Genomic DNA, 12794 nt, shown 5'->3' on the forward strand with positions numbered 1-12794 from the left:
TCACCGCCGGCACGTGACCTCGGTCTCCCGGCCACCCTATAGACGGGCAGCGAGCCCGTCAGCGAGGCAGGTCCAGTTCGGCGCGGACCGTTTTCCCGACCGGTACGCGGTCCAGCACCGCCCACCGGTCGGCAAGCGCCTCCACGAGCAGCAGCCCCCGCCCGGTCTCGACCACGGACGGGGGCGCGGCCAGCTCGCCGGGGCATGGAGGCCGCTTCTCGCCCCGGGTGTCCGACACCTCGATCCGGAGTACGGCCCGGGTGAGCGTCAACCGCAGCTCGAAGTCCCGTCCCGGCACGCGGCCGTGCGTGGCGGCGTTGGCTGCGAGCTCGGCCACGATCAGGGCTGTTGTGTCGGAGAGCTTGGTGCCGTGCGGGATGTTCCAGCTGTCGAGCTGATGGAGCGTGAGCCGCCGGGCGAGGCGCGCGCCGAGCGGCGTGGAGCTGAAGCGCTGCGTGAACACACGTACGGTGATGGGCCCTCGGCGAGTGGGGGGTGGCGTCATGCGCCCACTGTGACCTGCGGATTCACCCGCACACCAGGGAGACCCTGCGTACGCTGCGTCAGCGTACACACACGGATGGTGGGGGGTACTCGTGACGCATCGGCGCCGCCCCCGTCGGCGCGCGGCGGAGAGCCGGAGCCTTCGGACAGTCTGCGGACGTTCGGGGCCGTGGTCCAGGGGTTGCGCGGAGTCCGGCGGTTGGCAGGGCTGGTGGCGGTGGCAATTGCGCTGTACACCTACGAGCGCCGGGGGCTTCCGGGGACGGCTTTCATGATCGGGTAGTGTCTGCTTCGCGCGCGAGAACCAAACGGCGCGCACGACGTGCTGAGCGATGACCAAGCCAGCGCAACCCTCATGCCTTCGGGCAACCAGATGACTTCCGTCCCGGCTGGCATCGAGGAAGTTTTTCAGATCGCTGACCTGCGGGGCTTCCTGAGTCAGGAACCTTCCCCGCTTCAGCTGAGAATCCATCGCAATCATCTGACGATTCAAGGAGACGAGAATGCCAATCGCCCGGCGAATAGCGGCGGCTGCCGCGTCCGCTGCCGTCATCCTCGGCGGCGCCGTGCTCACGGCCCCGACCGCGTCGGCGGCATCCCTGCCGAAAGCGTGCAACCTGATCGGCACGCAGACCAAGGAAGTTACGGATGCCGTGCACCTGCGCAGCGGCCCCGGGACGAGCTACTCCTCCCTTGGCCTCCTGCAGGATGGCAACGACTTCACCGAGTACTGCACCAAGGACTACAAGTGGAGCTACGGCAAGGTCACCAGCGGGGCCAACAAGGGGAAGAAGGGCTGGGTCAAGTACTCCCTCCTCAGCCCCGTCGAGAAGCGCTGACCCGCGCCGCGATTCTTTGACGCTTTCTGAAGCCGTGGCAGAGCCAAACCGAATCCCAATGCCGCTTCCCGTTGAGTGACCTTGGCGGGGTAGGGGCCGGGGACTGCCCCGGCCCCTACCCATAGGTGCGGCTGATCGCATTGGCCGATTGCGGTACACGCGCGTCGCTCGGGGCGGCCGGGCTCCGCTCGCCTACGGCGAGGGGGCCCGGCCGTCCGCCGACCTCTCAAGCACCGGCCCTGGGTGGCGTCATGCGCCCACTGTGGCCTGCGGATTCCCCTGCACACCAGGACGTTGCCGCGTACGCTGAGTTAGCGTACGCACACGGATGGTGGACGGTACGCGGGGCCATCTGTGAGCGTAGGAGCGGCCAAGAGGCGTCACGCGGGGGCGGGGTGCGACAGGAGGGGGCCAGCGATGGCCGAGCACAGTGTCAGTACGGATGGTGAGGCGGATGCGGCGGGCGGGGTGTCGGCGCCGCCCCCGCCGCCGTGCGGCGGGGAACCGGAGCCTTCGGACAGTCTGCGGACGTTCGGGGCCGTAGTCCAGGCGTTGCGCGAACACGCGGGGCTGAGCAGGGAGGAGTTCGCGGCCCTGGTTCAGTTCTCGAAACATACGGTCGCGTCGATCGAGCTGGGTCGGCGCATGCCGGACGCGTCCTTCGTGGAACGGGCGGAGGAGGCGACGGGCAACACGGGGGCGCTGCGGAGGGCGGCCCGGCACCTGTCCCGGCAGCCGGGGCTGGCGGCGTGGTTCCGACAGTGGGCGCGGCTGGAGGGGGTGGCGATTGCGCTGTACACGTATGAGTGCCGGTTGATTCCGGGGTTGTTGCAGACGGAGGCGTATGCGCGGACGCTCTTCGTTGACCAGTTGCCGCCGCTGGACAGCCATCAGATCGAGGCTCAGTGGGCGGCACGGGCCGACCGGCAACAGCTGCTATACGAGCGGCCCAACACGACGTACAGCTTCATCCTTGAGGAGCACCTGTTCCTGCGCCGCACAGGAGGGGCGGAGGTCACACGGCAGCTCATCGACCATGTACTGGAGATCGCCGAGAGGCGGAACATCGAGTTGCAGGTCATGCCGTTGGTGAGGGAACGGCATGCCGGGTTGGACGGACCGATGCAGCTGTTGGAGACGCCAGAAAACCAGTGGTTCGCTTACAACGAAGGGCAGCGCGGCGGCCTGTTCATCACCGACCCAAAAGAGGTCAGCGTACTTCAGAGGCGGTATGCCAGGATGCGCTCACAGGCTCTCCCCTTCGAAGACTCGGTGAGCCTGTTGCAGCGGATGCGAGGAGACGTATGAGCACATCCGAACTGGCCTGGTTCAAGAGCAGCTACAGCAGCGGCGGAGATGGTGACTGCGTGGAGGCGGCCACCTGCCCTGACACGGTCCACGTGCGCGACTCGAAGGACAAGGAGGGTCCGCAGCTCGCCTTCTCCCGCACCGCGTGGGCCAGCTTTGTCGCCTACGCGACCGAGCGCTGACCTTCACGGCCTGCCCCGTATCGATCAGCTCGGTACGAGGCAGGCCGCTCACTTCGCGTTCTTGAGCCGGGCTTCGAAGTACGCGTGCGCGGTGCGCATCTCCTTCTCCCGGTTGGCCTTGTAGAACGGCTCCGCATAACCCTCAGGTGGCTCGGACCGCTCGCCCGCGTTGAAGGCGAGGAACTGCTCATAGTGCTCTTTGGCCTGGCCGTGGCCGTAGGTGTGATGGCTCGCGGCGAGCTTCCGGCCCTTGCCATCGAAGTACATGGCCGAGTCCCGCTGAGCGAGAATGTGGTAGCGCGATCGGTACGTGGCAATGAGCTGATCAGCGGTGATCCCGAGCCACACGGCGACGAGCGCATCAATCTCGACCAGGGCAGCACGCCGCTCGTACTCGGTCCGGAGCGGAGTGCTGTACTCCCAGGTCGGCTTGAGGTGCCCGGCAAGCGGCGTCAACTCGGGCCAGTCCACCGCCCAGCCCTCGTAGCCAGGCCAGGTCATGTCGTATAGCTCGGCCCAGAGAGGCGCGTACGCCTCGGTGAGGCAATTGAGGCGGAGGGTGAGGAGGAGGAGCGGACCAGCGAGAGGGTGGGCGGGATCGGCAAACGGCATTTTGTTGGCCTCGGAGACCCTGAGGTCCGAGCGGCCGGTGATACGCAGCAGATAATCCAGAGGAAGAGCAGCCCAGAAACCCGCGTTGAGGGCAGTGGCACGATTGTCCTTCAGCGCCATGCTGTTCACGGCATCGACGTGAGCCGGTCCCGGTGGAACGATGGCCGCGAACAGACTTCGCTCCGTATCAAAGGGGATCATCCGCCGCCACGCCAGCCGGTAGAACTCCGTGTACGGCCGGAAGAGCCACAGCCTCCGTCGCAGCAACTCCCGCTGCTCATCGGTCGGCAGATTTAGCTCATCCTCGCTCAGCACATCACCGCGATTCGCCCACTCCTCGGCGGATGGCTCCCAGTTGGCATCCAGGCGGGCGTTGTCCAGCCAACGGTCCTGGACGCCACGGTAGCGCTGCTCCGTGCACGACTCGGGCCGAATGTAGCTGGTACGCGGAACGGCAGCGACCGGAAGGGTTTCGAGATTCCAGTCCGCGTAGTCGTTCCGGTTCCGTAGCGGCACGTTGGGCTGCTTCTCGAACGGCGTCGCAATGCCGAAGTGCGGACCTTGCAGAACGACATCAGCCAGGGCTTCTGGAGCGGTGGCGTGCCACTGAATGAAGCCCTGTTCCTTACCAATTTTCTCATGGTATCCGGGGCTGATACGCGGCTTGTGCGTCGTCAACCGCTTCTTCGTGCCAGCCAGAGCCGCGATCGCACCCTGCTCGGCCGTCGTCACCGGATACAACAGTGCCGCTTGGCGGACCGAATGTCCCTCGTCACCAGACAGTCGGTGCCACTGCGTCAAGAGTTCTTCGGTGACCTGTACCAGCCGCGCACTGTGCGGGCGTTTCTCCCAGACGCCATCCTGTTTTATGCCTGGCAGTTCACCCTCACCGTCGTGCGTCAGCGATCCACTGAGCGTATCCGGCGCGAACAGCCAGCTCACGTGCGGAAAGTCGATGGGCCCCGGACGACCGTACACGTTGATCGAGAACTGTCGCGTCTCCTTGATTTCAGGGAATATGTGCAGCTGATTCCAGAAGTGAGCGTGGAATCGGAGCCGTTCGTACGACGCTTCCCGCAGCCTGCCCTCTCGCGCACCGCCAAAGTGTGAGTCCGGGTGGATCAATCCAGCGATACCCGGACCACCCAGGTTGCCCCATGCGCGACACATAAATGCCCGGTATAGGTCCGGCTGAGTACCCGTAAGCAAGGGATACATAACCGGCGAACCAAGCACTTCAGCCAGGCCAATATTGGCGGACAGCTCACGGAGGAAGTAGCCAAGCGCTCCAGATCGCTCCAGCACCTCAGCCTTGCGTTCCCTCCACAAGGCCACTCCGGGCTTGTCCGCAAGCATGAACCACGGCTCCAACTCAGCCAGGACCGTGTCCTCTTCCCACCGAGGCCGCACCCACGGTGGATTCCCCACCTGAAGGTCGAACCCGCCACTCTCCCCCCGGAAGACATGCGCGAAGTGCAGCTCCCAGTGGAAGAACCCGTGGCCGTCCTCCGGCCGTATGTCCCGCTCGGTCGTGCCCGCGATGTCCTCGACGGTATGAAGCCACGGGAACCGGGTCGGAAGGTTGAACGCGCTGTCCATGCCCAGGATGCCGTCGAGATCCCTCTCGTACGCCTCCAAAACCGGCAGCGCTTCATCCACCGGCAGGTCGTCCAATCCATCCAGGAACGAACCGTCCGGCACATCCTCCGTGCCGAGCGTCGCTTCCAAGAAGTCCAGCCAGTCACCGAAAGTCTTCAGCGGAATGATCGGTCGCCACTTGTCGTCGGCGATCTCATGCTTGCGGCCACCACCACCGCCCGCCAGGGCCGCCTTGGTCCGCAGACCTGCCCCGCTGTCGGCGTCGACAGCCAACTCGCCCTGTTCGCCGTCCGGATCGTCGAAGAGCCCGGCCGCCTGCCAAGCAAGGTCACCCGGGGCGGGCCCACTCGGCCCAGGGGCAGCCGTAGCGGGAACGGAAGCAGCAGGCGACGCGCCCGAAAGCCGCCCGGCGATGTCCGTCCCACGGATCACCCCGCGACCCGCCTCGTACATCCACCCGGAGCCGTCCAGCTCTTCCGCCTTGTCCAGCGGCCAGAACCACAGCGCGCACCACGTGTCCATGACGGTCTTCAACCGCCAGTACGGGGTACCGGCCACCGTCAGGTCGTCGAGGATCTTCTGCTTGTCCGCCGCCTCCTCCGACGGTGTCAGCCAGTCCGCACCCCAGACCTCGATCCGGCGGGACACCTTCCGCTCCGACAGCTCAAGGCGCTTGGCGACCAGGGACCACAGGAACTCCACCCGACGGGCAACCCTTTGGAGCCGCCACAGCTCGGTCTTCGCCGCCGCCTTGGCCCACCGCTCGTACCGCTTCTGCCGCTTGTCTTTCGGCTCGCCGTCCTTCTCCTCAAACGGCTTCGGCCCCTTGGGCGCCTTCTGGATGCCCTTGCGCCACTGCCCCAGTGCCTTCGCCTGCTCCTCCGCGAGCTTCTTGGCCTCCCTCTCCCCCGCCACCGCGCCCCACCCCACCGCAGGCAGCAGGAACTGGTGCACCGCGCCCTCCGGCAGGTCACCGTCCCGGAACGGAAGTTCGGTCGGCGGCAGAGCGTTGTTCCTCGCCAGCCACCCCCCATGCGGCAGGGCATCCGCCCCGTACACCTTGCGCCCCGCGCCGATCAACGAATTGCCGCGCCGCAGGTGCAGGCCGAACCAGGGAGCGCGCATCCCCGGGTGCATGGAGTTGAGCCACAGCGACACCTCGGCCAGCTCCACGGCGGTGGCGTTGAGGTCCACCCCGTACGCGTTGTGGAGCGCGACGTACGCCTTGACCTTCTGGAGTTCGATCTGGCGCTGCTCGGGGTCGACGCGGCGGCCCAGCTCCGTCTCCCGCCGCCGCAGATACTCGGCTGCCACCTGGTCGATGGCCTCGTTGAGGAACGCGCCCGAGCCGAGAGCCGGCTCGCAGATCTTCCACTCCAGAAGATCTTTCGCCAGAGTTGTCTCGCCGTTCTGGTCCAGGCGGTGCTTGAGGGCCAGTTCGACGGTGACCTCGGTGAGGGACTTCGGGGTGTAGTACGAGGCGGAGGTCTGGCGGTCACGGCCCGCCAGGCGGTAGACGAACGAGCCCTTGGGGTGGACCACGCGTTCCGGCCGGCCGGTCTCCTCGTGGGGGCGCTCGACGAACACCTCGTTCGGGTAGTCCTGCACACGGGAGGCCGGGATCATCCAGCTGCCGCCGGAGGCGTCGCCGCCCTTGGCGACCTCGTACAGGTCCTCCTCGGCGATGAAGCCGGTGTACGACATCAAGCCCTCGTACACCGCGCCGAGCTGGTTGATGCCGAGCTGGGCGTACGAGATGAAGCCGCCGCGCTCGCGGCCCTTGCCCTTGGTGAGCATCAGGCGGCGCAGCACCTTGTGCAGCGTCTCGTTGCGCAGCCGGGTGTCCAGGAGCTCCCGGCGCACTGTTCCGTCGTCCTCAGCGCTCTCGGAGCCCTCCGCACCCTCGTACGCCGGGTTCTCGATCTGGTCGGCCGAGATCAGGCGGACCGCGTCCTTCTTGAACAGATGGGAACGCAGGGGCTCGAAGCGCAGGCCGACATCGGCGCTGCGGGCGGCGGCGCGGCGCGACCGCTCGGCCTCGCGGATCCGCTCGGTGTGCTCGGCCTGGGTGATGGCGCCGGAGGCGAGGAGGTCGGCGGCCTCGCGCTCGGCTTCGGTGGCCGCGCGGTCGGCGGCCTCGGCGATGAGGTCCTCGGGCTCGCTGCCGTACTCGCGGTGGCCCTCCTCGACCTTGCGGAAGAGCAGGTCGAGGGATTCGTACAGGTGGAAGCCGCGCCGGGACCGCTCGCCGACCAGGTCGCGCACGACGAGGTCGCCGAGGCGCTGGAGGCCGTAGCCGCGCGCGTATTCGGGGTAGTCGGCGGGCAGGATGCCGAGCGCGGGCTGGGCCTCGGCGTACAGCAGGAACAGGATGCGGTAGAGGTACCGCAGCGCTTCGCGGCTGAGTTCCTTGGCGAGGCGGGCCGGGTCGTCGAGCTGTTGCGGGGTGACGCCGTTCTCGGGCTCGCGGAGCCGGGCCAGGACCTCGTTGGCGATCCACTCGACGCTCAGCCGCAGGCCCTCGCGCAGCTCGGTGGAGACGCCGACGGCGTGCTTGCCGGACTTCTCGACGAAGCCGGCGAGCGGTGCTGTGCCGCCCTCTTCCGGGGCGCGCAGCGAGTCCGCGCCGAACAGCGCGGCCAGCGTGTCCAGTTCGCCGCCGTTGCGGTCGTCGCGGCGGTGGAGGGCGGCGTCGAGGTCGGCGGCGAGATAGCGGCCCTCGTGCCAGGCGAGGCGGTCCGCGAGGACGATGACGCCACCGACGACGAGCATGACGTAGCGGGGCGGCTCCTCGCACTCGAAGAGGAAGTCGGCGAGGGCCTTGGCGTCGGTGATCCGGCCGGATGCCTCCAGGGCCACGGGGTGCAGCAGGCCGCCGGCGCCCTCGGGGTCGAGGGCCGCGTCGGGCTGGGCGGTCCAGCCGCAGGAGACGGCGATCAGGCCGGGCTCGGCGTGCGCGGCCTGGACGGTGTGGTCGTGTCCTGCGCGGTGGACGGTGACGGGCTGCTCGTGGGCGGCGTCGTAGCCGAGGGCGCGCAGGGTGGCGAGGTGGAGGTCGGTGAGCCGCTTGCCCCAGTCGGCGGGGACGGGCGCGTCCGGTTCGGCGAGGGCCTCCGCGTCCTGGGCGAAGTCGGCGCGGCTCGCGAAGTAGGGGCCGTGCAGGGCGCGCAGGCCCTCGCGGGGGGTGCGGGGGCGCGCCGGGACGTCGGCCGGGTCGGCGCCGGTGCGCTTGGCCTCGGCGACGGCGGTGGCGTGGGCGCGCCGCGCCTCCTCCTCGGCCTCGGCCCAGCGGGCGAGGAGGCCGTCCTTGGCCTTGAGGTCCTTCGGCAGGACTTCGGCGAGGTAGTGCGCCGAGAGGTAGTCGCCGTGGTTGACCAGCGAGTCGTACGTCACGTCAGTTCTCCGCCGGGTCATCGAAGTCGTTGCCGGAGGCGTCGTCCGGAGCGGGTTGGTCGAGGACGGCCAGCACCCGCAGCAGAGGAAGGCCGGAGGTGGTCAGCTGGTCCAGGAGGTGGGCCTGTTCGTCCGCGGTCTCCTCGATCTGCCGCTCGCGCCGGGCGCTCGCGCCGGGGAGGGAGTCCTGGCGCCAGTCCTTGAGACGGTCGCGGTACTCGGCGAGCGGCCCGCTGATCTCGTCCGCCCACTGGTCCTTGTACTTCTCCAGGTGGGCACGGGCCTTGGCCACCGCTGCCGGAACCAGCGACTGGAGGTGGGTGAGGTCACGCGGGCCCGCGATGCGGGCGAGGTCCGGGCCGACCTTCGCCGCGCGCAGCGCGTCCGTCATCGATTCGACGGGGGCGCCGGGCTCGGTGCTGACGGCCATCCACCGGACCACGGTGGGGCGGCCCAGCGCATTGGAGTAGATGCCCTGGATGAGGAAGGTGGGGCGGGTGACGTGCGGCGAGGTGATGATGGGGGCTTCCTGCCGCCCGAACTGGACGAGGACCTTGTCGGTGAGCCATTCCACCACGGGGTGGATGTCGGAGAGGAAGGAGACGCCGGGCCACAGGGTGTCCGAGCTCTCGCGGGCCTGGTCGAGCTGGGCTTGGGCGAGGTCGCGGTCGAAGGTCATGATCATGCGCTCGGCCACGCCCTGTTCCTTGAGGTAGGAGGGCGGCAGGGCCTTGAGCCGGCGCAGCAGGTCGGGGGCCTTGGCCGGGGAGAGGGAGAAGTAGGCGCGCTTGTTGGCGTCCTCGCCCCGCGACAGGCCGATACGGTCCGCGGCCTGCTCCTCGTACACCTCGGCCAGCGCGGTGTCCACGAAGGCCACGGTGTCCCCGTCGAAGAGCGAGGGAATCTCGGCCCGCTGCGGCGGCTCCTCGTCAGTGATGGTGTCGACCTGGCCGAAGAGGTCGGCGAGGTCGTCGTCGGCCGCGGCGGGCGCGGCCTCGAGGAAGCCCTCCACGGTGCCGCCCTCGACCAGCTCGCGGATGAGGCGCCGCTCCTCCTCGTCGGCCCGGTAGTAGCCGGTCTCCGCCTCCGCCGTGCCGTTGAGCTTGTGGGCCTCCTCCTCACGGGCGAGGAGCTTCTCGGCGACGGTGCGGTCGTCCTTCGTACCCGGCTGGGCGGAGGTGAGGATCAGGGCCCGGAACTGCGGCTCGTGTGCCTGCCCGTACCGGTCGATACGGCCGTTTCGCTGCTCGATGCGGATCAGGGACCAGGGGATGTCGTAGTGGATGAGGTGGTGGCACTGGCGGTGCAGGTTGACGCCCTCGGAGGCGACGTCGCCGGTGAACAGGAGGCGGACCGGGTTGTCGGCGAGGGCGAAGTCCTTCACGCACGCGCGCTGTTCCTCGTCGCTGAGGCCGCCGTGCATGATCCGCACGGCCTTGACGTTCCCGTCCTTGTCGGCCGGGAAGCCGAGGCGGGCGGGGACCACCTTGGCCAGCCAGGTGAGGGTGCGGACTCGTTCGGAGAAGATGACGACACGGGTGGCGCTGTGCGGGCCTGCGTTGATCTCCTTCGACCGCAGCTGCTCCACGAGCTTGTCCAGCTTGGCGGAGTCCCCGGGCTCGCTGCCGTCGCCCATGGAGTCGGTGAGCGCGCGCAGCCGGGCCAGGGCCGCCTGCTCCGTGTCGATCGCGGGGTCCGGTCGCTTGCCTTCGTTCTCGGCGTCGCGTGCCTTCTTGTCGAGTGCGGCGATGCGGCGGGAGACCGTCTCGGCGAGGGCCAGGTGGGACGACAGGAACGTCTTGAGGAGGTTGTAAGGGAACAGCCGGTCCGTGCTCACCGAGGTCCGGTCCTGGTGGGCGGTGCCGAACTCGGTGCTGCTCGGCGGCGCTGGCAGCCAGTGCTCGGTCAGCTCCGCGAAGACGCGCTCCTCGGCCTCGGTGGCCGGGCAGTGCAGGGACAGCGTGGGCCCCCGGTCCGCCCACTCGGTTCCGATGCCGTTGCGGACCTCGGGGCTGATCTTGGTGCGGCGTATGAAGAGGTGCCCGAGGTCGTCGGCCGGGTCGTAGTGATCGCGGTCGGCGATGGCCGCCGGGTCGAGAAGCGAGATGAGGTCGGCGAAGGACCGCTTGTCGCCATTGTGCGGAGTGGCGCTGGCGAGCAGCAGGGCGTCGGTGCGCGGAGCGAGGGTCTCGGCGAGGGCGCGGCGCTGGCTGCCGTGGTTGATCAGGTTGTGGGACTCGTCGATGACGACCGCGTCCCACTGAATGCGTTCCAGGTGGTGCCGGTACTGGCCGATGTTCTTGAGCGTGTCGACGGAAATGATGACGCGCTTGTAGTGGGTGAAGGGGTTGCGCCCGGCGGGGATCTCCCGCTGGATGCGCTGGATGCCCAGGGAGTCGAGTCGCACCAGCGGGATCGCGAAACGGGTCCACAGCTCGTGCTGGAATTGTTCGAGGATGCTCTGCGGGGTGACGACCAGGATGCGCTCGCCCCGGCCGCGGCGGATCAGCTCGGCGAGGGTGAGGCCGATCTCCAGCGTCTTGCCGAGGCCGACGACGTCGGCGATCAGGATGCGCGGGCGGAGGTTGCGCATCGACAGCGCGAGTTCCGCGGGGCGCTGCTGGTAGGCGAGCGGGTCGAGGAGGAAGCGGTCGGCCAGGGCGAGACCGCGCTCGGACTGCGGGAGGGGGGTCTTGCGCAGGACCGCTTCGAGAAAGAGCCGGCCGCGGCGGAAGTACGAGGAGGTGTCGGGCACCAGGCGCGTCTTCTCCGGCTCCAGCAGTTCGACCTTGTCGATCCCGGTGAAGAAGACGGCCTCTTCGTCACGGACGAACTCCGAGACGCCGGTGGCCTCGATCCTGTCGCCGTCGTAGTCGGTCCGGGTCGAGGTCCGCACCAGCCATTCCTCGTCCCGTACGAGGATCTGTGCGCCTGGCGGGTACCGGGTCTCCCCCTGCTGTGCCACCCGTCGTTCCCCTCCGTCGGTCATGCCAAAGTGCGTCGCGTCCAGTGCGCGGCAAGTGTTTCACGGGGTGTGGGCGGGTTGTGTCGGAATGGCCAGGTCACACTCGCGGGCGGCCGGGACGGACCGCGCCGCTCAGAAGCGGGCCTCGCGTGCGTACGCCGCCCGCAACCGCTCCGCGATCCGCAGCGGCGCGGGGAGACGGACGCCCGACCCCGCTGAGTGCGCCTCCTGGGGCGTCGGCCGGTCCGGGCCTGTGGCAGGCGCCTCGGGCACGGATTCGTCCTGGTCGTCATCGGGCTCGGCATCCGGCCGCCGGCCCTGTGGCGCGTCGTCGTCCTCGTGCGCGGCCACGTCTACAACGGTCGGCGTGTAGCCGGTCCATCCCTCGGGATGTGCGGTCGTCGCGTGTGTGACCAAAGCGGGCGCCTCGGGCACCGTGACGACCGGAATGCGGTCCGTGAGCCGGCTCTTGCCCTGGCGGGCGGTCAGCCCTCGGTCGGCCATGACCTGGACAAGCTGTGCCCTGACCTGCGCGAGCGTCGGGCGGGCGGCGGGGTCCAGGGCGAGCATCGCGGAAATCAGCGGCTGAAGTTCGGGCGGCAGACCGCTGAGGTCGGGCGGGGTGTCCGGGTCCTCGATCTTGAGCGCGACCGCCTGCCAGCTGGGGCCCGAGTACGGGTAGTGGCCCGTGGCGGCGTAGAGCAGGACGGCGCCCAGCGCGTAGACATCGGCGGGCCGGTCGAGCTCGTGCTCACCCCTGGCCTGCTCCGGCGGCATGCACAGCACGGAGCCGACCACCACACCGGTCGCGGTCAGGGTGGAGCGCCGCTCGGCGAGCACGGCCAGACCGAAGTCGATCACCTTGGGACCGGAGGGGGCGAGCAGGATGTTCTGCGGTTTGAGGTCACGGTGCAGCAGCCCCGCCTCGTGCACCGTGCCGAGCCCTTCGGCGAGCAGGGCGCCAAGACTGGCGCTCTCCACGAGCGACAGCGGCCCCTGCCCGGTGACGAACGTCAACAGGTCCGGCCCGGCCACGAACTCGACCGCCAGCCAAGGCCGTTCCGCGTGGGCGTCCGCCGCGACGAAGGAGGCGATGAACGACCCGTAGACCGTCTTGAGGCTGTCCACTTCGAGCAGAAACCGCGCCCGGCTGTCCTCGTCGAGCACCGACGGTCTGATCACCTTGACGGCGACCTGCTGCCCCGCCGGCGACTCGCCGAGATAGACCTGGCCCATGCCGCCGGCACCGAGGCGGCACACCAGGGTGAATCCGCCGATGGTCTGCGGGTCGTCATCCCTCAGTGGCTCCACGGGTGCGGGCCTCCCCCTGCGTGGTCTCGGATACCGATCCCGGCATGTGCCGTGGCTCCGGGTACGGACCAGCAGTTTATT

General features: G+C 68.8%; 7 protein-coding genes. 3 read left to right on the top strand and 4 right to left on the bottom strand.

The features are described 5' to 3' along the window. Window positions 1-58: 58 nt before the first annotated feature. Complete coding sequence (locus tag PV419_RS32120; RefSeq protein WP_319694952.1) at window positions 59-505, bottom strand: ATP-binding protein; 447 nt, start codon at window positions 503-505, stop codon at window positions 59-61. 502 nt (window positions 506-1007) lie between these two features. Between PV419_RS32120 and PV419_RS32125 the strand changes: the two genes are divergently transcribed. The 3 genes from PV419_RS32125 (at window position 1008) to PV419_RS32135 (ending at window position 2833) form a co-directional block, all read left to right on the top strand. Then, on the top strand, window positions 1008-1343 hold the full coding sequence (locus PV419_RS32125) for an SH3 domain-containing protein (protein ID WP_319694953.1): 336 nt from the start codon (window positions 1008-1010) through the stop codon (window positions 1341-1343). 417 nt (window positions 1344-1760) lie between these two features. Further along, on the top strand, window positions 1761-2651 hold the full coding sequence (locus PV419_RS32130) for a helix-turn-helix transcriptional regulator (protein ID WP_319694955.1): 891 nt from the start codon (window positions 1761-1763) through the stop codon (window positions 2649-2651). Continuing rightward, window positions 2648-2833, top strand: coding sequence for a DUF397 domain-containing protein (locus PV419_RS32135; RefSeq protein WP_319694956.1), 186 nt, complete (start codon window positions 2648-2650; stop codon window positions 2831-2833). Before PV419_RS32130 ends, PV419_RS32135 begins: the two co-directional genes overlap by 4 nt. Before the next feature lie 48 nt (window positions 2834-2881). On the opposite strand, the gene PV419_RS32140 is transcribed toward PV419_RS32135, so the two are convergent. The 3 genes from PV419_RS32140 to PV419_RS32150 all read right to left on the bottom strand — a co-directional run bounded on the left by PV419_RS32140 (window position 2882) and on the right by PV419_RS32150 (window position 12713). Next, on the bottom strand, window positions 2882-8437 hold the full coding sequence (locus PV419_RS32140; RefSeq protein ID WP_319694957.1) for a DNA methyltransferase: 5556 nt from the start codon (window positions 8435-8437) through the stop codon (window positions 2882-2884). 1 nt (window position 8438) lies between these two features. Next, window positions 8439-11426, bottom strand: coding sequence for an SNF2-related protein (locus PV419_RS32145; RefSeq protein WP_319694959.1), 2988 nt, complete (start codon window positions 11424-11426; stop codon window positions 8439-8441). Window positions 11427-11534: 108 nt separating this feature from the next. Next, on the bottom strand, window positions 11535-12713 hold the full coding sequence (locus PV419_RS32150) for a serine/threonine-protein kinase (protein WP_319694961.1): 1179 nt from the start codon (window positions 12711-12713) through the stop codon (window positions 11535-11537). Window positions 12714-12794: the final 81 nt, after the last annotated feature.

The organism is Streptomyces sp. ME19-01-6 (assembly GCF_033793745.1).
Taxonomy (GTDB): Bacteria; Actinomycetota; Actinomycetes; order Streptomycetales; family Streptomycetaceae; genus Streptomyces.